The following is a 19272-nucleotide window of genomic DNA, read 5'->3' on the forward strand; positions in this document are numbered from 1 at the left end:
GCAATTCGCATCATGCTACCGGGGCGAAGCGCGGCAGGAAACCCGCATTTGCACAGGCTGCTCTTGGGCAGCATGGGCGAACAGGGCGCGCTCCACGCCAAAAAAAGAGGCCCAAGCCACGTGTGGCAAGGGCCTCAGGGAGACGCCGTCAGCCTGTGATCAGGCAACCTTTTCCAGAACCAGCTCGGGCACCAGCTCGGGCTGAATTCCCAAAGCGCGCACCACTTCGCGGGTCAGGTGCGGGCGGTTCAGAGTATAGAAATGCAGATCCTCCACCCCGCCTTGCAGCAGGTTGTCGCAAAGCTGCGTGCAATGGGCCAAGGCATACAGCTCCTCACGCCCGTCGCGCGCGGCGGTGGTGAACGCGTCATCCAGCCGCGCCGGCACATCCGAGCCACAGCGCAGCGCGAATTTCTTTGCGCCCGCCCAGCTGGTGATCGGCAAAATCCCCGGAATGATCGGCGCGGTGATGCCCTCTTTCACGCACAGGTCGCGGAAGCGGAAAAACGTATCGGCATCAAAGAAAAACTGGGTGATCGCACTGCTCGCCCCCGCATCGATCTTGCGCTTCAGCCAGCGCACATCGGCGAGGCTGTCCGCCGCATCCGGATGCGGCTCCGGATAGGCCCCGACCCGCAGCTTGAACTTGCCGGTGGCGGCAAGCGCCTCGATCAGCTCCACCGATGATGCAAACCCCTCGGGATGCGCGCTGAACCGCTCCGCCCCCTTGGGCGCATCGCCGCGCAGCGCCACGATCTCGGTCACCCCCGCATCCGCATAGGCCGCCGCAATCTCCAGCGTCTCCGCCTTCGTCGCATCCACGCAGGTCAGATGCGCCGCCACATTCAGCCCGTAATTCTTGCCGATCGCCGTCACCGCCTCATGCGTCAGCTTGCGGGTGGTGCCGCCCGCGCCATAGGTGACCGACACAAACTCCGGCTGCATCGGGGCCAGCGCCTGTACGGTTTCCCAAAGACGGAACGATGCGTCCAGCGTCTGGGGCGGGAAGAACTCGAACGAGATGCGCGGCGTGGCCATGATCGTCTCCTTGTGATGCCCCCTTGTCGCAGATTTGTCGATGTGAGACAAATTCATAATCTTCACGATCATCTTGTGGTGAACCTCATGTATATCGAACTCCGCCACCTGCGCACCATCCGCGCCATCCATCAGGCAGGCGGCCTCGCCCGCGCCGCTGACCTGCTGAACATGACGCAATCGGCGCTGTCACATCAGGTCGCCAACCTTGAAGACCAGGCGGGGATGGAGCTGTTCGTGCGCCGCTCCAAACCCATGCGCCTGTCGGCGGCAGGCATCCGCATGCTGCGCGCCGCCGACCGCATCCTGCCGGAAATCGAGCTGATGGAGGAGGAATTCCGCGCCCTGCGCTCGGGCAAGTCCGGGCGGCTGCACATCGCCATCCAGTGCCACGCCTGTTTCGACTGGCTGTTCCCGGTGCTCGAACAGTTCCGCCAGGCCTGGCCCGAGGTCGATGTCGACATCCGCGCGGGCCTCGCCTTCGACAGCTTTCCGGCGCTCCTGCGCGAAGAGGTCGATCTGGTGATCACCTCCAACCCCGAACCGCTGCCCGGCCTCACCTACAACCCGCTGTTCGATTATCATCCGGTGTTTCTGGCCTCGGCCCAGAACCCCCTCGCCGCCAAACCCTTCATCAGCGCCGAGGATTTCCGCGATCAGGTGCTGATCACTTACCCGGTCGGCCGCGACAAACTCGATGTCTTCACCGAACTCCTCACCCCCGCCAAGGTCGAACCGCGCGGCCAGCGCCCGGTGGAACTGACGGCGGTGATCCTGATGCTGGTCGGCTCCAACCGCGGCGTCTCGGTCCTGCCCGACTGGGTGCTGCGCGACATCAAAAGCAATGCCGATTACGTCACCCGCCCGCTCGGGCCGCAAACCGTGACCAAACGCCTGTTCGCCGCCACCCGGGACGAGGATGCCGCCAAACCCTTCATGGCGCATTTCCTGAAACTGGGCCGGTCAGAGCCGGTCAAACTGCAACGCGGCTGACCCCGGCACCGCCGCGCCGTTTCACCCACGGGGCGCGCAATCACCCATCCCCCCTTCCCTTGCGGGCCTGTCCGCCCTATACGCGGGCGCTTGAACCGAACGGAGTCCAAGATGCAAGGCAGCGCCAACCTGAACCTGATGATCAAGGCCGCGCGCCGCGCGGGCCGCTCTCTGGTGAAAGACTTCCGCGAGGTTGAAAACCTTCAGGTCTCCACCAAAGGCCCCGGCGACTTTGTGTCCAAGGCCGACCGCGAGGCCGAGCGGATGATCCGCGAAGACCTGATGGGCGGCCGCCCGACCTATGGCTGGCTGGGCGAAGAAACCGGGGCCAGCGCCGGGGCCGACCCCACCCGCCGCTGGATCGTCGATCCGCTGGACGGCACCACCAATTTTCTGCACGGCATGCCGCATTGGTCAGTCTCCATCGGGCTGGAACACAAGGGCGAGATCGTGTCCTCGGTGGTTTACGACGCCGCCAAGGATGAAATGTTCTGGGCCGAAAAAGGCTCGGGTGCCTGGTTGAACGACAGCCGCCGCATCCGCGTCTCGGGCCGCCGCACGATGTCCGAGGCGGTGTTCGCCACCGGCGTGCCCTTCGGGGCCAAGAAAACCCTGCCCGCGACCCTGCAGGATCTGGCCCGGCTGATGCCGGTCTGCGCCGGCGTGCGCCGCTGGGGCTCTGCCGCCCTCGATCTGGCCTATGTCGCCGCAGGGCGCTTTGACGGCTATTGGGAACGCGAGCTGAACTCATGGGACGTGGCCGGCGGCATCCTGCTGGTGAAAGAGGCCGGCGGCATGGTCACCGGCATCCGCGAAACCCAGGACCCGCTCGAAGACGGCAGCCTGATTGCCGGGAACGAGGCGCTGTTCGAATCGTTCCGCAAGATCATCCGCAACGACGCCTGACCGCAAAACTCCGGCGACTATCGCGGTCGCCGGGGCACCTGTGGCACCCGCGACCGCGACAGCTGATAGCGCGCCTCCGGATGCGGCGGCACGCCATGCGTGCGGTTCCAGAACCCGAAACCGCCACGCCGCAGCCAGATAGGAACCGTCATCAAAGCCCCCGCGACAAAGCCGCCGACATGCGCCCAATAGGCCACCCCGCCACCGGCAAGCGGCGTCATCGCGCCGTTGAACAGCTGCAACCCGAACCAGATCCCCAGCACCAGCCAGGCCGGAATCGGGAAGATGCGGAAAAAGATCACGATGATGATCAGCACATCCACCCGCGCCTTGGGAAACAGCAACAGATACCCGCCCATCACCCCGGCAATCGCCCCCGATGCGCCCACCATGGGAATATCCGAAACCGGATCAGATCCGTATTGCAGCGCCACCGCCGCCAGCCCGGACAGAAGATAGAACAGCGCAAAACCCACATGCCCCATCTCATCTTCCAGATTGTCACCGAAGATGAACAAAAACAGCATATTGCCCAGCAGATGCATCCAGCCGCCATGCAGGAACATATGGGTGACAATGCCGTGCAGGCCTAAGCCTTCCGTCACGAACCGCGACACAAATCCCCAGTCGTAAAAGAAATACGTCAGATCCCGCTCGCCCAAGCTCAGATTGAACAGCGCAAATACCGCCACATTCGCGGCGATCAGCGCATAGGTGACAAAGGGCCAGCGCCCTGACGGGTTATGATCGCGAATGGGAAACATAGGCGCCAACTTTTCCCATCACCCCGCCCCCGTCAAGCCCTGCACAGGTGCCCAACCCTACGGCCCTCGCACCAGCGTCACCCCCGGGGGCCAGCCCCCCATGCCGCCGGTTTCTTGAACCGGTGGCAAAACCGGCAGCAAACCCCGGAGTACTTCAGTCAAGATGAAATCACGAAGAAAGACCTCCCGGCTTTCATCTTGACCCAAATACTCCCGCGCGGAGCGCGCACGCCTGAGGAGACGCGCGGCACGCGCGCGACGAGGCAAAAACAATGCGGCGCAGCCGCTCCGTCAGATCCGCCGCCTCAGCCCGCGACTTCGGCCAGCAGTTGCGCATTGCCGCCCGACGCCGTGGTGTCGATACAGGCATGGCGTTCCAGCACCACATGGGCCACGTCCGGCATACCCGTGATCAACGGCAGGATCGGGCCGGGCCGGGCTGCCAGCGCCTGCGCGCAGGCGCGGGCCACACCCGCATCGCCCCACCAGATCACGGCCGAAAACCCCTCCGCCCCGGTCAGCGCCGCCGGGTCCAGCCCCGGCACCTCGACCGCCACACCGCCCAGGGTGCGCACGGCAGTGGCCTGCGCCATCGCCTGTGCAGCCGATGGTCCAAGGCACAGCACCGGCGCCCGCGCCACGCGCGTCAGCCGGTTCGACTCGCCGGTCGGCCCCGGCAGGTCGATGGTCACAGGCTTGGGCACGGCCTGTGGCGCGCTCAGCGCCGCGCGCAGTTGCGTGGCACTTGTGGACACTGCCGCCCCGTCATCCCCCGCCAGCGGCGCAGGTTCTGCGGTAAAGCGGTGCAGGTAATGCGGCCCCCCCGCCTTTGGCCCGGTGCCCGACAGCCCTTCGCCGCCAAAGGGCTGGCTGCCCACCACCGCGCCGATCTGGTTGCGGTTGACATAGATGTTGCCCACCCGCAGCGCGCCGACAATCTGCTGCACCCGGTCGTCGATCCGCGTGTGCAAGCCGAAGGTCAGCCCGTACCCCGTGGCATTCACCGCCCCGGTCACCCGCTCCAGATCCGCCGCGCGGAAGGTCGCCACATGCAGCACCGGGCCAAAGATCTCGCGCGGCATGGCGGCAATCCCCGGCACCCTGATCACCACCGGCCCGACGAAGGTGCCCGCCTTCGGTGCCGCAATCTCCTTCAGCACCCGCCCCCCGGCCCGCGCCTGTGCCACATACTCCACAATCCCCGCCTGCGCCTGCCGATCAATCACCGGCCCGACATCGGTTGCCAGATCCCACGGGTCGCCCAGCGCCAGATCATCCATCGCGCCAAACAGCATCTCCAGCACGGTATCGGCGATATCCTCCTGCACATACAGGCACCGCAGCGCCGAACACCTCTGCCCCGCCGACTGAAACGACGACGCCAGAATGTCCCGCACCGCCTGCTCCGGCAGGGCCGTCGAGTCCACCACCATCGCATTCAAGCCCCCCGTCTCGGCGATCAGCGGCGCGCCCGGGTCCAGATGATCGGCCATGCTGGCGCGGATCTTCAACGCCGTATCGGTGCCGCCGGTAAAGGCCACCCCCGCCACCCGCGCATCCGCCGTCAGCATCGCGCCCACCGCGCCATCCCCCGGCAACAGCTGCAGCGCACTCACGGGCACCCCCGCCTTGTGCATCAGCCCCACCGCAAACCCGGCAATCAGCGGCGTCTGCTCTGCCGGCTTGGCCAGCACCGCATTGCCTGCAGCCAGCGCCGCCGCGATCTGCCCGGTGAAAATCGCCAAAGGAAAGTTCCACGGGCTGATGCAGGCAAACACGCCCCGCGCGCCATGCGCCAGGGCCCCCGCCCCATCGGCATAATACCGCAGGAAATCCACCGCCTCACGCAGTTCCGCCACCGCATCACCTTGCGTCTTCCCCGCCTCCCGCGCCAGCAGCGCAAAGACCGTACCGAACTCCGCCTCATACAGATCCGCCGCGCGCCTCAGCACCTCGGCGCGCACCCCGGCCTCTGCCGCCCAAGGCTCGGCCAGCCGCAGCGCGCAATCCACATCCGGTGCCCCCGCATCGGTGACAAACCCCACCCGCGCGCCTGTCGCCGGGTCACGCACCTCATGCCGCAACCCGCCCGCCACGCGACCGGCCAGCATCGGCCCCGCCTCGAACACCTCATCCTTATACGGTGCCCGTGCCGCCTCCACAGCCGCCAGATCCGGGGCCGCCGTCAGATCAAACCCGCGCGCATTGCGCCGGGTGCCGAACAGTTCAGGCCCGGTCAGCAGCGCCTTGTTGGGCAAGCTCAACCCCTCAACCGCCGTCAGCGGGCAAGCCACCACCCGCGCGGGCGGCACATCTTCATCGACGATCTGGTTCACAAAGCTGGAATTCGCCCCGTTCTCCAACAGCCGCCGCACGAGGTAAGCCAGCAAATCCCGATGCGCCCCCACCGGCGCGTAAATCCGGCAGCGCGTGCCCCGCCCGGTCAGCACAATGTCATGCAGCCGCTCGCCCATGCCATGCAGCCGCTGGAATTCATACGCCATCGCATCGACGCCCATTTCCCCTGCCATATGCAGTACCGCCGCAACCGTATGGGCGTTGTGGGTGGCGAACTGCGGGTAAATCCGCCCGGTCATCCCCAGCAGTTTGCGCGCATTGGCGATATAGGACACATCCGTCGCCTCTTTCCGGGTGAACACCGGAAACGACTCCAGCCCCAGCACCTGCCCCCGCTTCACCTCGGCGTCCCAATAGGCGCCCTTGACCAGCCGCACCATCAGCTTGCGGTCCAGCCGCTGCGCCAGATCGTGCAGCCAGTCGATCACCGCGCCAGCCCGCCGCCCATAAGCCTGCACCACCACGCCAAACCCGTCCCATCCGGCCAAGGACGTATCCTCCAGCACGGCCTCGATCACCTCCAAAGACAGCTCCAGCCGGTCCGCTTCCTCAGCATCAATGTTGAACCCCAAGCCCGCCGCCCGCGCCAGCCCGGCCAGTGCGCGCACCCGCGGCACCAGTTCCGCCATCACCCGGGCGCGTTTCGCCACCTCGTACCGAGGATGCAGCGCCGACAGCTTGACCGAGATGCCGGGATTGGCGCGGATGTCATTGCCCTTGGCCGCCCCGGCAATCGCCGAAATCGCGCGCGAATAGGCCAGATGATAGCGCCGCGCATCACCTTCGGTGCGCGCAGCCTCCCCAAGCATATCATAGCTGTAGGTATAGCCTTTGCCCTCCAGCTCGCGCGCCCGGTCCATCGCCCGATCAATCGTCTCGCCCAGCACGAAGTTGCGGCCCATCTCCTTCATCGCCTGCGCCACCGCGCGCCTGATCACCGGCTCGCCCAACCGCTTGACCGCCGCGCGCAGATGCCCCGCCACCCCCGGCTCGCGCTCTTCCAGCACCTTGCCGGTCAGCATCAAGGCCCATGTCGACGCATTCACCAGACTGGAGGCCGACCGCCCCAGATGCCGCCCCCAATCGCTCGGCGCGATCTTGTCCTCGATCAGCGCATCCATCGTGTCGGCATCGGGCACCCGCAACAGCGCCTCGGCCAGACACATCAGCGCGATTCCCTCATCGGTAGACAGGCCGTATTCCGCCAGAAACACCTCCATCAGCCCCGGCTTGGCGCTCTTGCGGATACGGGTCACCAGATCGGCCCCATCGGCCGATATCGCGGCCCGCGCCTGCGGGGCCAGATCCGCCTCGGCAATCAGCGCACCGACAAGGGCTGCCTCATCGCGCAGCGCCTCATTCCGGATGATCTCAAGGGGGGAGGCGTGGGAATCGCGCGGCATCTGGCATCTCCTTTTTGTCCCATCATACCGCGCTATCAAAAGGCTGTTGTCCCGATTATGATCACTCTCACAGCCATTCCGCCCGCAAATCAGGGAAAATGCCATGCACTCTGCCCCACCCGATCTGGACCGCTTTGACCACGCCATCCTGCGCATCCTGTCCTCCGAAGGCCGGATCAGTGCCGTCGAACTCGCGCGCCGCATCGGGCTGTCAAAAAGCCCGACGCAAGCCCGCATGAAACGGCTGGAGGAGCTGGGCGTCATCACCGGCTACCGCGCGGGCCTCGACCCAATCAAAATGGGTCAGGCCCATGTGGCCTTTGTCGAGGTCAAGCTGTCCGACACCCGCGAAGCCGCGCTGCAGGCCTTCAACAAGGCGGTAATGACCGTGCCCGAGGTCGAGCAATGCCACATGATCGCCAGCCGCTTCGACTATCTGCTCAAAGTGCGCACGGCGGATATTCAGGCCTATCGCCGCGTGCTGGCCGAACGCATCTCGGCCCTGCCGCATGTGGCAAACACCTCAACCTATGTGGCGATGGAATCGGTCAAAGAGGGCCCGATCTGACAGTGCCCGCGACCCCCGGATCAGACCCGCAAGGCCCCGGCATCACCGCACAAACGTCATGACGTAAACCATACGCAAACCAGACGTGAATCAGACGTAAATCATACCCGGAATTTCCCGCAATTTCAGCGCCTTGCGACGATTTCCACCCTCAGCCCCCCGGCCCGCCTCCGCTGCCCTGAAAAACTGGTGCCCGCGGCCGGACTCGAACCGGCACGACCTTGCGATCGGGAGATTTTAAGTCTCATGTGTCTACCATTTCACCACGCGGGCAGCGCAGCGCCAGCATAGCGAAGCGGGCGGCGGGGAAAAGGGGGGGCAGCGCGAAACCCGCGTCGTCACACCGCTTCAGGTTTTATGCTGCCCTGCGGCAATTGACACCGCCCCGGTTCCTCCGCTTTATGAAGCTCAGGATTTTGCGGGAAGGGTCAGCATGAAAAAGGTCTATCCGGATGCCAGATCGGCACTCGACGGGGTGCTGTTTGACGGGATGCTTATCGCGGCGGGGGGCTTTGGCCTGTGCGGCATTCCCGAACTGCTGATCGCCGCGATCCGCGACGCGGGGACGAAAGACCTGACGGTCGCCTCGAACAACGCAGGCGTTGACGGCTTTGGCCTCGGCGTCCTGCTGGAAACGCGTCAGGTGAAGAAGATGATCTCGTCCTACGTCGGCGAAAACGCTGAATTCATGCGACAATATCTGAGCGGCGAGCTGGAGCTGGAGTTCAACCCCCAAGGCACGCTGGCCGAACGTATGCGCGCAGGCGGGGCCGGCATCCCCGGTTTCTACACCAAAACCGGCGTTGGCACGGTGATTGCCGAAGGCAAGCCGGTGATGAATTTTGACGGTCAGGACTACATCATGGAACGCGGCATCGTCGCCGACCTGTCCATCGTCAAGGCATGGAAGGCGGACCCGTCGGGCAACCTGATCTTCCGCAAGACCGCTCGCAACTTCAACCCGCCCGCCGCCACCTGCGGCAAGATCTGCGTCGTGGAAGTCGAAGAAATCGTGCCGCTCGGCGCACTTGACCCCGACACCATCCACCTGCCCGGCATCTATGTGCACCGCATCATCCAAGGCCAGCACGAAAAACGCATCGAGCAACGCACTGTTCGTAAAAAGGAATCCGTGTAATGTGGGACCGCAACCAGATGGCCGCCCGCGCGGCGCGCGAACTGCAGGACGGCTGGTACGTCAACCTTGGCATCGGCATCCCGACGCTGGTGTCCAACTACATTCCGCCGGGCGTCAATGTCACCCTGCAATCGGAAAACGGCATGCTGGGCATGGGCCCCTTCCCGTTTGAAGGCGAAGAAGATGCCGACCTGATCAACGCCGGCAAGCAGACCATCACCGAGCTGCCGCAGACCGCGTTTTTCGACTCTGCCCAGAGCTTTGCGATGATCCGCGGCGGCAAGATCGCCATGGCGATCCTCGGCGCGATGGAGGTGGCTGAAAACGGTGATCTGGCGAACTGGATGATCCCGGGCAAGCTGGTCAAGGGCATGGGCGGCGCGATGGATCTGGTGGCCGGGGTGGGCCGCGTGGTGGTGGTGATGGACCACACCAGCAAACATGGCGAGTCCAAGGTGTTGAAATCCTGCACCCTTCCGCTGACTGGCAAGGCGGTGGTGGATCGTATCATCACCAACCTTGGCGTGCTCGATGTCGTCCCCGGCGGGCTGAAACTGGTGGAACTGGCCGATGGCGTGACCGAGGCCGATCTGCGCGCCGCGACAGAGGCCACGCTTGTCAACTGACCGCCCCCCGCAGCGTGAAGATCACGCCACCAAAGGCCGATACGTCCTGACCCGGAACGGGGTAGAGGCCGAGATTACCTTCTCGGTCACAACCCCCACCCTGATCATCGCCGACCACACCAGCGTGCCCGATGCCCTGCGCGGCACCGGCGTGGGGGTGGCGCTGGTCGCATTCATGGTGACCGATGCCCGGACGCGCGGCATAAAGATCGTGCCGCTCTGCCCCTTTGTGAACGCACAGCGCCGCAAACACCCCGAATGGGCCGATGCCTTCGCAACCTGACCGCCTTCATCTGTTCAAAAATATCCTCCGGGGGTGAGGAGCGAAGCGACGAGGGGGGCGGAAGCCCCCCTTTGCAACACCAGCCCCAAACGCGCCCTCAGCCGCCCGCAGAGATCACCTTGAACACACAAGGGTCCGTCACCAGCTCCGGCGGCGTCAGGCACAGCCCTTGTGAGACCTGCCAGGCCGCAAGCACCTTTGGCACATAGTCCCGCGTCTCAGCGTACGGCGGCACGCCATCATTGGCCCGCACCGCCCCCTCGCCTGCGTTATAGGCGGCCAGCACCATCAGCGGGTCGCGGTTGAACTCTTTCAGCAGCCAGTCAAGATAGGCCACCCCGCCCTTGATATTCTGCGCCGGATCGGTCGAATCCGTCACACCGAACCGCGTGGCAGTGGCGGGGATCAGCTGCATCAGCCCCTGCGCCCCGGCCGATGACACCGCATCGGCGCGCCCGGCGCTTTCCACGCCAATCACCGCCAGCACCAGCGCAGGGGATACATCGGTGCCGATGGTGGCCAACAGGATGTGTTTGCCGTATTTCTCGGCAATGCCCTGCATGTGCTGCAGGCGCGGGGCCGTCACGCCGCTGCCCCTGGGCCCTTTGGACAGGGTCGCCATCGCCAGCGGGAACCGGTCTGCCACAGCCCCCCGGCTGGTGGGCACGGTCTGCCAGAACCAGTCATAGCTTGCGGTACGCGGCGGCACCTGCGTCAGCGCGCCGGGCGGGGCCAGCGCGGCAGCCCCCGCCACCGCTGTCACCGCATCCGGCTCTGGCGTCGGGTCACGCGGCTTTACCTTCGGCGCGAGGGCCAGCAGCCGCGCCTGTTCGACCGGGTCGATCTGCACGATCCGGGCCTTGCCCACCGCTTCGCCGACCTTCACCCGCTTGAACGAGAAGTCGCGTTCGCCGCTCAGGCCTTGCGCCACGCCCGCAAGGGGCGCGGCAGCCAGTCCTGCGGCCAGAAGTCCTGCCATGAATCGCATCGCTGCTCGATGCCTGTCTGTTGTTTTTCTTGATGTCAGTCTGGCACGACCTGCGCTTTCAGACCATCCATCCGCGAAAATCGACCGCCAAATCTGGCGAATTTGCCGCAATTGGCAAACAGGCGGCGTGTCGCGGGCCAAAATCAAAAAATAAAATTGTTCTATTTCAGATGCTTGACATGGAATTTCCGGAAATCGGTAAAATTCCGGAAAACACCTGCTCCGCGCCCAGATGTTGCCACCGTTACAGGGGAAAACAACTGCATACCGAACGGAAGACGGAACGGAACAGAGGCCAGACCGACAAAGACGCCGCGCGGTGCAACCAACCAAAGCAACACGTGAAAGAGAGATATACCATGCTGAACATGATCAAAAACTTCAAGAACGACGAATCCGGCGCTGTGACCGTTGACTGGGTCGTCCTGACCGCCGCTGTTGTGGGCCTGGCCCTGCTGGTGATCAGCCAGGTTGGCGGGGCGATCACGACCGCCGGCGGAACAATCGCCAATTCGATCACGGGCAATACCACTGAAACTCCTGCTCCTACCCCTACTCCTGGTACTTGATATCAGGCGAGGACAACCTTCTGTTGTCCGGTTAAGCCTCAGGGCGCGGACCGGTCTCCCGGTCTGCGCCCTTTCCCATCTGTGATGCTGCCCAATCGTCAAACGCATGTACAAGAGGCTACCCAAGGAATTTGGCGCAGACGAGCGTTCACCACAGGAACCATCACCGCAAGGCGGGGCGGCTAGAGTGGCTGATCACACAGCACTGATCACTTGAAACGGGAACAGTTTCATGACGTTACTCCCAAACGCGACCAGCCACCGGCCACTCGACCAATTCTGGAACGACGACTGTGGTGCCGTCACCGTCGACTGGGTGGTCCTGACCGCCGCCGTGGTTGGCCTGGTGCTGATGGTCTTCACCATCTTTACCCCCGAAGTGTTCGCGGCGGCAATTGCCGCGATCAATGGGGCTATGGGACAGCCGTAAGGCATAAGAATTAATGAGTGGCAGCGCAACATGCGCCCCCGCTCTTCGCTGGAAAGGGTATTTGAATGCGCGGCATGTTCGGACTGGTGCTTGTGGCCGGTGTCGCCCTCGCGGGCAGTGCAGTCTATTTGGCAAAGGGCTATATCGGCCAGACGCAAACGCAGCTTGAACAGGAACGCGCCTTGCGGGCCAAGGTCGGCCCGATTGTTCAGGTTTACGTCGCCACCAAGACCAAGAATTTCGGCGAAGAACTGACCGCTGAAGATGTGCAACTGGTTTACTGGCCACAAAATTCACTGCCTAAAGGCGTGTTCAGCGAAGAGGCAAAGCTTTTCCCCGCCGGGGTCAAGGAGCGCCGCTACATCCTGCGCCCGATGGACAGGTTTGAACCCATCCTGACCTCCAAGGTTACCGAACCGGGTCAGGGGGCCGGCCTGACGGGCCAGATTGCCAAGGGCATGCGGGCCTTTGCCATTAAAGTCGACGTTGCATCGGGCGTGTCAGGCTTTGTGCAGCCCGGCGACCGCGTCGATGTCTACTGGACCGGTGCCGTTGACGGCACCGGAGGCGAAATCACCCGGTTGATCGAAAGTTCCACCCGGATCATCGCGGTGGACCAGCAAGCCGACGCCAACGCCGGTGCCACCGTCGCCCGGACGGTCACCGTATTGGCCACCCCATCACAGGTCGCCCGCCTGGCGCAGGCGCAAGCCACGGGCCGTCTGGCCCTGTCGCTTGTCGGGTCTGGTGATGACAGCATCAGTGAAACCATCGAGATAAACAGCCGCGAATTGCTGGACATTCAGAGGAAGGAAGTGGTGCAGGTCGAGGCCGCAAAGGTCTGTACCATCATCCAGCGCAACGGCAGCGAACGCGTTGAAGTGCCGATCCCCTGCACGAACTGACCCGGACCAACGGCAAGGGCGGCACCTTATCTGGTAGCCGCCTTTTCATTTTACCCGATCTGTTGCGGGTTGTTGCACCTTATCCACATAAGCTTTGCCGAATAAGCGTTTGATTCTTGCAAAAAAACGGCTTTGCAGGCATCTTCATTTCAAATACGGGCAAAAAGACCCGGAAAGAGGCGTGATCGAAAGGGCAGGTCACATGAGCATGAACATCCTTCTGAAGGCCGGCCTGATGGCTGCGGCCCTGGCCACGACGGCGCTGTCGGGCGCAGTTTCGGCCGAAACGCTGCGGGTGATGCGCGGGTCTGTTTCCGCTCCGCTTCAGGTTCCGATGAACCGCGCGGTGGTGGTCGAAAGTGACACGCCCTTTGCCGAGCTGTCCATCGCCAACCCCGGGATTGCCGATATCTCCACCCTGTCGGACCGGTCAATCTATGTGCTGGGCAAGACGCCGGGCCGTACCACGCTGACGCTGCTGGCCCCGGACGGGCGGCTGATTTCCAACGTTGATGTGCATGTCACCCCCGATATCGCCGAGTTCAAGGAACGCCTGCAGCAGATTCTGCCCGGCGAGCCGATCGAGGTGCGCACCGCCAATGACGGCATCGTGCTGTCGGGTGTGGTGTCGTCCACCGCCAAACTCGACCGCGCGCTGGATCTGGCCAACCGCTATGCCCCCGAACGCGTGTCCAATCTGATGAGCGTGGGCGGCACCCAGCAGGTGATGCTCAAGGTCCGCTTTGCCGAAATGCAAAGGTCGGTTTCAAAGAACCTCGGCGTATCGCTTGGTGCGCAGGGCGGCGGCAGAAACACCATTGGCGCCCAGACCGGCTCTATGCTGGCTGGAAACTCTGGCAATCCGATCAATTCGGCCACCGGCAACCGCGGCGCGCTCGGCCTTGGGTTTACCGCCGGATCGGTGCAGTTCGCCGTGCTGCTGGAAGCGCTGGAAACCAAAGGCGTCGTGCGCACACTGGCCGAACCGAACCTTACCGCCCTGTCGGGGCAAGAGGCGCGTTTTCTGGGCGGTGGTGAATACCCGGTTCCGGTCTCCAGCTCCGATGGCGTGACGATTCAGTATAAACCGTTCGGCGTCGAGCTGAGCTTTACCCCCACGGTGGTGGATGGCGATATCATCAACCTGCAGCTCAACGCCGCCGTCTCGTCAATTGACAACACTGTGACCATTGAGGCCGGCGGCTTCTCGATCAACGCCTTCCGGCGGCGCGAAACTTCGACCACGGTGGAGATGCGCGATGGCGAAAGTTTTGCCATCGCCGGCTTGTTGCAGGACGATTTCCGCAACCTGAACAACCAGCTGCCATGGATCGGCGATGTGCCGATTCTGGGGGCGCTGTTCCGCAGCTCGGATTATCAGCGCAACCAGTCGGAACTGGTGATCATCATCACCCCGCATCTGGTCACGCCGACCCGCGGCGATGTCTATGCCCTGCCAACCGACCGCGTCCGCCTGCCGACCGAGCGGGAGTTCTTCCTGAACGGGTCTGTTGTCGGGTCCCAGCGCGGGGCCGCAGGCGAAGTGGCGCGGCAGGATTTCAGCACCTCCTACGGCTATGTGATGGAGTAAGACCGATGCGCATACTCTCCACAGCCCTGACCATTCTGCTGACCACCGCACTGGCTGCCTGTACCGCCCAGCCCGGGTTTGACAAGCAACTGGGGCATGAGATTGACGAAGGCGGCTATGGCTCTGTCACCCGCAACAACACCGCCATCATGTCGGGTGAAATCAACGCCACCCAGCAGCTGAACGTGCGGTTCCGGGCGGAAGTGCCCAGCACGGTCACCTTTTCCTTCAACAGCGCCCAGCTGACACCCGAGGCGCGGCAGGTGCTTGCCCGTCAGGCCGACTGGATCCGCCAGTTCCCCGAACTGCGGTTCTCGGTCTATGGCCATACCGATCTGGTCGGCTCCAACAGCTATAACCAGACGCTTGGCAAACGCCGCGCCCAGGCTGTGGTGGCCTTCTTCGCCAGCCAGGGCATCAGCACCCATCGGCTGGAGGCTTTGGTCTCTTATGGCAAGACCCGTCCGGTGGTCGCAACCCAAGGCCCGGAAGAGGCGAACCGCCGCACCGTGACCGAAGTGGCCGGCTTCCACAAACGCCAGAGCGCGCCGCTGAACGGCAAATATGCCGAAGTGATTTTCCGCGAATATGTCGAAAGCGCCACCCGGCCCATCCCTGAACCCACGCGCGTGCGGACAGAGCTCAATCCGGGCGGCTAAACGGCCGCAGGCACGCGGCTCCGGCATTGTTGCAAAGGGCGAGACAGTCAAAAAAAGGGGGCGCCAACAGTGCCCCCTTTTTCTTAACCTCACGTCATGCCGCCCTTAGCACGGCTGAACCTGCGAATGACCAAAGAATTACGATCTTTTGGCCCCATTCCTGCCACCATTTTCCACCATTGCTTAGGCCAATGGAAACAGTCGCGGGTAAGGCCCCGCACGGGTCCGGGGCAGATCTGGGAAACGTCGCACCTGCGCAAACCTCCTGCCTTCGATTCCGTCTTCTGGAAGGACAAGAGGCGAGATGACGAGCGTGGCAACCCTTCAACCAGAACCCGCACCGATCAAGGCCTGCACCATTTCGCGGGATGTGCAGAATTTCGAGCTGCTGATCGACGACATGGAAATTGCCCTTGGCGAAAGCTGGGGCGATCTGTCGTTTGAGGATGCCGTGCAGTTCATGGGCCAGCCCGAAGCCGAAACCCTTGAATTCGTTGCCATCGCTGTCGATGCCGAAGACGAGGCGGACCTGCCCCTGATCTCTGAAGTCGTGCGCGCCGCCAAGGCGCGGGACATAAAGGTGGTGCTGATCGCCGATCAGCTCAGCCCGGTCATCCTGCATCAGCTGCTGCGGCTGGGGGCAGATGATTTTGTGCCCTACCCCCTGCCCGACGGCGCACTGCACGACGCCATCGAACGTCTGCGCCAGCCTGCCCCGGTGGCAACCGCTGCCGCCCCGACGATCGCGCTGGTTCCCGACCCGGACCCCGAGGTCGTCGCGACACCGAAATTCAAGGCCAAGGGCGACCGCGAAGGCGTGGTCCTGCCGGTCCACGGCCTTGCCGGGGGCACCGGAGCCTCTACCTTTGCCGTCAATCTGGCGTGGGAACTGGCGACCCTGTCGAAAACCGACGCGCCGCGCGTCTGCTTGCTGGACTTTGATTTCCAGTATGGCTCGGCAGCGACCTATCTGGATCTGCCACGCAAGGAAATCGTGTTCGAGGTGCTGTCTGACACTGCCAGCATCGACAGCGACACCTTCCTGCAATCCATGCTGACCTTCAACGACCGCCTGCACGTCTTTACCGCGCCAGCCGACATGCTGCCGCTCGACATCATCGGGCCGGAAGACATTGGCCGGATCGTCGATATGGCGGCGGCCAACTTCGATTATGTCATCATCGACATGCCGAAAACCATCGTGGTCTGGACCGAAGCGATCCTGTCCCGCGCGCATGTCTATTTTGCGCTGCTGGAACTGGACCTGCGCTCGGCCCAGAACGTGTTGCGCCTGATCCGCGCGCTGAAGGCCGAAGCCCTGCCGCATGAAAAGCTGCGCTATGTGCTGAACCGTGCGCCCAAATTCACCGATCTGTCGGGCAAGAGCCGGGTCAAACGCATGGCCGAAAGCCTTGATATCACCATCGAGCTGCAATTGCCCGATGGCAGTGTGCAGGTCACGCAGGCCAACGACCACGGCCTGCCACTTGCCGAAACCGCCGCAAAGAATCCGCTGCGCAAGGAAATCCAGAAACTCGCCAGATCGCTGCACGACCTGAACAAGGGCGTGGAGTCTGGCAAGGCCTGATCGGGCCAAGGGGGCATACCGATGTTTTCGCGATTCAAAAAGCCCGACTCCGGCCCGGCACCCACCGGGTTGCGGCCCGTCGCATCCCCCGCCCCGGTGGCCCCGGCGGCTGCGCCCAGGCCCACTGCCGTCAGCTCACGCCCGGCCCCCGCTGCCCCATTGCCAAAGACCGCCGCCGAAGCCATGGCGGTGGACAAGGAAAAGAAGCGCAAAGACAAGCTGATGGAGCTCAAGGTCGAGCTGCACAAGCGCCTGCTTGATAACCTGAATCTGTCGGCGCTGGAAAAGGCGTCCGAGGCCAGCCTCAAGCTGGAAATTGCCTCGATCGCCGCCGAAGCGCTGGACGAAATGGGCGTTGCCCTGAACGCGCAGGACCGTCAGATCCTGCATCAGGAGTTGTACGACGAGGTGATGGGCCTTGGCCCGCTGGAAGCGCTGCTGAAGGATGACACCGTCAACGATATTCTGGTCAACGGCCCCAAGCGCATCTTTGTTGAACGCGCAGGCAAGCTGACGCTGACCGACATCACCTTCAAGGATGAACGGCATCTCTTGCGGATCATCGACAAGATCGTGTCTGCCGTGGGTCGCCGGGTGGACGAATCGAACCCCTATTGCGATGCCCGGCTTGCCGATGGCTCGCGCTTCAACTGCATGGTGCCGCCGGTGGCGGTCGACGGTTCACTGGTGTCGATCCGGAAATTCAAGAAAGACAAGCTGGGCATCCCCGATCTGGTGCGCTTCGGGGCCTTTACCGAGGAAATGGCCGCCTATCTGCAGGCCGCTGTCGCCACCCGGCTGAATGTGATCGTCTCGGGCGGTACGGGGTCGGGCAAGACCACCACGCTGAACGCGCTGTCATCGTTCATTGCCAATGACGAACGGATTCTGACCATCGAAGACACCGCCGAATTGCAGCTGCAACAGGTGCACGTCGGCCGCATGGAAAGCCGCCCGCCCAACGTTGAGGGCAAGGGTGCCGTCACCCAGCGGGACTGCCTGCGCAACGCGCTGCGGATGCGGCCGGACCGGATCATCGTGGGGGAAACGCGCGGTGAAGAGGTGATCGACATGCTGCAGGCCATGAACACCGGCCATGACGGATCGATGACCACCATCCACGCCAACTCTGCGCGCGACGGCATCAGCCGGTTGGAAAACATGATCGCCATGTCCGGCATCGAGATGCCGACCAAGGCAATGCGCAGCCAGATCTCTTCGGCTGTGAACCTGATCGTGCAGGCCAGCCGGTTGCAGGACGGCTCGCGCCGGATGACCTCGATCACCGAAATCACCGGGATGGAGGGCGAAGTGATCTCGATGCAGGAAATCTTCCGCTACGAACGTCTTGGCACCGAATCCAACGGCAAGATCATCGGGCGTTTCAACGCCACCGGCATCCGCTCGGCCTATTCCGACCGCTTCCGCCAGTGGGGCTATGATCTGCCCGCAGCTATCTACGAACCGATCGTGTAAGGGCCCGCACCATGGAAATTTCAGCAGCACCGCTGATCTACATTCTGATTTTCGTCGCGGTCGTGGTTCTGGTCGAAGGCCTGTATCTGACCGTGTTCGGCAAATCCATCAGCATGGACAGCCGGGTCAGCCGCCGTCTGGCGCTGATGCAGAAAAACGGCAACCGCGAACAGGTTCTGGAACAGCTCCGCAAGGAGATGAGCCAGCACATGGCCTCGCGCGGGATTCCGCTGTATTCCCTGCTGGCCGACAAGGCGCAAAAGGCCAATATCGCCTTTTCCCCAAAGCAGTTGGTCGGCATCATGGCGCTGGTCACGGTTTTTGCCTTCGTCGGCCTGACCGTCGGCACCAGCGTCGATACCCCGATCCGCATCGCCATCGCCGTGATCATGGGCGTGGGCGGCGTGTATTTCTGGGTCAACAAAAAGGCCAAGACGCGCGTCAAGAAGATGGAGGAGCAACTGGCTGAGGCGATCGAGCTGATGGTCCGATCCCTGCGTGTCGGCCATCCGTTTGCTTCGGCCATCGGCATTGTGGCGAAGGAAGTCCCCGATCCGCTGGGCACCGAGTTTGGCATGATCGCGGACGAGGCCGCCTATGGCCGCAACATCGCCGACAGCCTCAAGGCCTTTGCCGAACGCATGGACAATCAGGATCTGCGCTTTCTGGCGGTTGCGGTCGCGATCCAGCAGCAATCGGGCGGCAACCTGGCGGAAATTCTGGAAGGTCTGGGCAAGGTGGTGCGCGCCCGCTACAAACTGTTCCGCCGCGTTGCGGCCATCACCGCCGAGGCGAAGTGGTCCGGCATGTTCCTGTCCGGCTTTCCACTGGTGGCACTGGTGGCGATCAACATGCTCGACCCGAATTACTACACCGATGTGAAAGATACCCCGGCCTTTGTGCCTGCGGGTATCTTTGTCGGCGTGATGCTGACCATCAATATTTTCTACATGAGAATCATGACAACGATCAAAGTCTAAGGGCAGGCC

At 63.3% G+C, this 19272-nt stretch carries 18 protein-coding genes and 1 tRNA gene; 14 read left to right on the forward strand and 5 right to left on the reverse strand.

The genetic code is table 11. From position 1 onward, the window contains the following. Positions 1-159: 159 nt before the first annotated feature. Positions 160-1038, reverse strand: coding sequence for a methylenetetrahydrofolate reductase [NAD(P)H] (metF, locus tag Q7J44_RS16400; RefSeq protein ID WP_304881694.1), 879 nt, complete (start codon positions 1036-1038; stop codon positions 160-162). Positions 1039-1125: 87 nt separating this feature from the next. Between metF and Q7J44_RS16405 the strand changes: the two genes are divergently transcribed. Together Q7J44_RS16405 and Q7J44_RS16410 are read left to right on the forward strand one after the other, a co-directional pair. Continuing rightward, complete coding sequence (locus Q7J44_RS16405; RefSeq protein WP_304881696.1) at positions 1126-2031, forward strand: LysR family transcriptional regulator; 906 nt, start codon at positions 1126-1128, stop codon at positions 2029-2031. Between the two features lie 111 nt (positions 2032-2142). Continuing rightward, on the forward strand, positions 2143-2937 hold the full coding sequence (locus tag Q7J44_RS16410; protein WP_304881698.1) for an inositol monophosphatase family protein: 795 nt from the start codon (positions 2143-2145) through the stop codon (positions 2935-2937). A gap of 17 nt (positions 2938-2954) precedes the next feature. Here Q7J44_RS16410 and Q7J44_RS16415 read toward each other — a convergent pair whose 3' ends face one another. Then, positions 2955-3701: a rhomboid family intramembrane serine protease gene (locus Q7J44_RS16415; RefSeq protein WP_304881700.1), complete on the reverse strand. Its 747-nt coding sequence runs from the start codon at positions 3699-3701 to the stop codon at positions 2955-2957. 305 nt (positions 3702-4006) lie between these two features. Then, complete coding sequence (gene putA / locus Q7J44_RS16420; RefSeq protein ID WP_304881702.1) at positions 4007-7462, reverse strand: bifunctional proline dehydrogenase/L-glutamate gamma-semialdehyde dehydrogenase PutA; 3456 nt, start codon at positions 7460-7462, stop codon at positions 4007-4009. A 103-nt stretch (positions 7463-7565) separates the two neighbouring features. Between putA and Q7J44_RS16425 the strand changes: the two genes are divergently transcribed. Further along, entirely contained in the window at positions 7566-8030 is a 465-nt protein-coding gene (locus tag Q7J44_RS16425) for an Lrp/AsnC family transcriptional regulator (RefSeq protein ID WP_304881704.1), read from the forward strand. Positions 8031-8217: 187 nt separating this feature from the next. On the opposite strand, the gene Q7J44_RS16430 is transcribed toward Q7J44_RS16425, so the two are convergent. Continuing rightward, positions 8218-8303: transfer RNA gene (locus Q7J44_RS16430), tRNA-Leu, on the reverse strand. A 160-nt stretch (positions 8304-8463) separates the two neighbouring features. On the opposite strand from Q7J44_RS16430, the gene Q7J44_RS16435 reads away from it, so the two are divergent. The 3 genes from Q7J44_RS16435 to Q7J44_RS16445 are packed head-to-tail and all read left to right on the forward strand — an operon-like array spanning position 8464 to position 10077. Further along, positions 8464-9168: a CoA transferase subunit A gene (locus Q7J44_RS16435; protein ID WP_304881706.1), complete on the forward strand. Its 705-nt coding sequence runs from the start codon at positions 8464-8466 to the stop codon at positions 9166-9168. Next, the gene (locus tag Q7J44_RS16440; RefSeq protein ID WP_304881708.1) at positions 9168-9794 is read left to right on the forward strand and encodes a 3-oxoacid CoA-transferase subunit B; all 627 of its coding nucleotides are present in this window, start codon (positions 9168-9170) and stop codon (positions 9792-9794) included. Before Q7J44_RS16435 ends, Q7J44_RS16440 begins: the two co-directional genes overlap by 1 nt. Further along, complete coding sequence (locus tag Q7J44_RS16445) at positions 9784-10077, forward strand: GNAT family N-acetyltransferase (RefSeq protein WP_304881710.1); 294 nt, start codon at positions 9784-9786, stop codon at positions 10075-10077. Before Q7J44_RS16440 ends, Q7J44_RS16445 begins: the two co-directional genes overlap by 11 nt. Positions 10078-10174: 97 nt before the next feature. On the opposite strand, the gene Q7J44_RS16450 is transcribed toward Q7J44_RS16445, so the two are convergent. After that, positions 10175-11065 carry a lytic transglycosylase domain-containing protein gene (locus Q7J44_RS16450; RefSeq protein ID WP_304881712.1) on the reverse strand — a complete coding sequence of 297 codons (891 nt, stop codon included), beginning with the start codon at positions 11063-11065 and terminating at the stop codon, positions 10175-10177. A gap of 359 nt (positions 11066-11424) precedes the next feature. Here Q7J44_RS16450 and Q7J44_RS16455 point away from each other — a divergent pair, with 359 nt between their 5' ends. The 8 genes from Q7J44_RS16455 to Q7J44_RS16490 all read left to right on the forward strand — a co-directional run bounded on the left by Q7J44_RS16455 (position 11425) and on the right by Q7J44_RS16490 (position 19263). Further along, positions 11425-11634 (forward strand): Flp family type IVb pilin, encoded by a 210-nt coding sequence (locus tag Q7J44_RS16455; RefSeq protein WP_304882018.1) that lies wholly within the window; start codon positions 11425-11427, stop codon positions 11632-11634. A 232-nt stretch (positions 11635-11866) separates the two neighbouring features. After that, positions 11867-12064 (forward strand): hypothetical protein, encoded by a 198-nt coding sequence (locus Q7J44_RS16460; RefSeq protein ID WP_304881714.1) that lies wholly within the window; start codon positions 11867-11869, stop codon positions 12062-12064. A 65-nt stretch (positions 12065-12129) separates the two neighbouring features. Continuing rightward, positions 12130-12969 carry a Flp pilus assembly protein CpaB gene (cpaB, locus tag Q7J44_RS16465; RefSeq protein WP_304881716.1) on the forward strand — a complete coding sequence of 280 codons (840 nt, stop codon included), beginning with the start codon at positions 12130-12132 and terminating at the stop codon, positions 12967-12969. Positions 12970-13171: 202 nt separating this feature from the next. Continuing rightward, the gene (locus tag Q7J44_RS16470) at positions 13172-14560 is read left to right on the forward strand and encodes a type II and III secretion system protein family protein (protein ID WP_304881718.1); all 1389 of its coding nucleotides are present in this window, start codon (positions 13172-13174) and stop codon (positions 14558-14560) included. A 5-nt stretch (positions 14561-14565) separates the two neighbouring features. Beyond that, positions 14566-15219, forward strand: coding sequence for an OmpA family protein (locus Q7J44_RS16475; protein ID WP_304881720.1), 654 nt, complete (start codon positions 14566-14568; stop codon positions 15217-15219). A 304-nt stretch (positions 15220-15523) separates the two neighbouring features. After that, positions 15524-16807 carry an AAA family ATPase gene (locus Q7J44_RS16480; protein ID WP_304881721.1) on the forward strand — a complete coding sequence of 428 codons (1284 nt, stop codon included), beginning with the start codon at positions 15524-15526 and terminating at the stop codon, positions 16805-16807. 21 nt (positions 16808-16828) lie between these two features. Then, positions 16829-18283 (forward strand): CpaF family protein, encoded by a 1455-nt coding sequence (locus Q7J44_RS16485; RefSeq protein WP_304881725.1) that lies wholly within the window; start codon positions 16829-16831, stop codon positions 18281-18283. An 11-nt stretch (positions 18284-18294) separates the two neighbouring features. Next, positions 18295-19263, forward strand: a complete 969-nt coding sequence (locus Q7J44_RS16490) for a type II secretion system F family protein (RefSeq protein WP_304881727.1) — start codon at positions 18295-18297, stop codon at positions 19261-19263. The last annotated feature ends 9 nt before the right edge of the window (positions 19264-19272 follow it).

The sequence above is a fragment of the Pseudotabrizicola sp. genome, assembly GCF_030656345.1.
Taxonomy (GTDB): domain Bacteria; phylum Pseudomonadota; class Alphaproteobacteria; order Rhodobacterales; family Rhodobacteraceae; genus Pseudotabrizicola.

Excerpts from the sequence above, each read along its gene's own strand:
- metF (WP_304881694.1), bottom strand. The coding sequence starts at position 1,038 with ATGGCCACGCCGCGCATCTCGTTCGAGTTCTTCCCGCCCCAGACGCTG.
- Q7J44_RS16405 (WP_304881696.1), top strand. The coding sequence starts at position 1,126 with ATGTATATCGAACTCCGCCACCTGCGCACCATCCGCGCCATCCATCAG.
- Q7J44_RS16410 (WP_304881698.1), top strand. The coding sequence starts at position 2,143 with ATGCAAGGCAGCGCCAACCTGAACCTGATGATCAAGGCCGCGCGCCGC.
- Q7J44_RS16415 (WP_304881700.1), bottom strand. The coding sequence starts at position 3,701 with ATGTTTCCCATTCGCGATCATAACCCGTCAGGGCGCTGGCCCTTTGTC.
- putA (WP_304881702.1), bottom strand. The coding sequence starts at position 7,462 with ATGCCGCGCGATTCCCACGCCTCCCCCCTTGAGATCATCCGGAATGAG.
- Q7J44_RS16425 (WP_304881704.1), top strand. The coding sequence starts at position 7,566 with ATGCACTCTGCCCCACCCGATCTGGACCGCTTTGACCACGCCATCCTG.
- Q7J44_RS16435 (WP_304881706.1), top strand. The coding sequence starts at position 8,464 with ATGAAAAAGGTCTATCCGGATGCCAGATCGGCACTCGACGGGGTGCTG.
- Q7J44_RS16440 (WP_304881708.1), top strand. The coding sequence starts at position 9,168 with ATGTGGGACCGCAACCAGATGGCCGCCCGCGCGGCGCGCGAACTGCAG.
- Q7J44_RS16450 (WP_304881712.1), bottom strand. The coding sequence starts at position 11,065 with ATGCGATTCATGGCAGGACTTCTGGCCGCAGGACTGGCTGCCGCGCCC.
- Q7J44_RS16455 (WP_304882018.1), top strand. The coding sequence starts at position 11,425 with ATGCTGAACATGATCAAAAACTTCAAGAACGACGAATCCGGCGCTGTG.
- Q7J44_RS16460 (WP_304881714.1), top strand. The coding sequence starts at position 11,867 with ATGACGTTACTCCCAAACGCGACCAGCCACCGGCCACTCGACCAATTC.
- cpaB (WP_304881716.1), top strand. The coding sequence starts at position 12,130 with ATGCGCGGCATGTTCGGACTGGTGCTTGTGGCCGGTGTCGCCCTCGCG.
- Q7J44_RS16470 (WP_304881718.1), top strand. The coding sequence starts at position 13,172 with ATGAGCATGAACATCCTTCTGAAGGCCGGCCTGATGGCTGCGGCCCTG.
- Q7J44_RS16475 (WP_304881720.1), top strand. The coding sequence starts at position 14,566 with ATGCGCATACTCTCCACAGCCCTGACCATTCTGCTGACCACCGCACTG.
- Q7J44_RS16480 (WP_304881721.1), top strand. The coding sequence starts at position 15,524 with ATGACGAGCGTGGCAACCCTTCAACCAGAACCCGCACCGATCAAGGCC.
- Q7J44_RS16485 (WP_304881725.1), top strand. The coding sequence starts at position 16,829 with ATGTTTTCGCGATTCAAAAAGCCCGACTCCGGCCCGGCACCCACCGGG.
- Q7J44_RS16490 (WP_304881727.1), top strand. The coding sequence starts at position 18,295 with ATGGAAATTTCAGCAGCACCGCTGATCTACATTCTGATTTTCGTCGCG.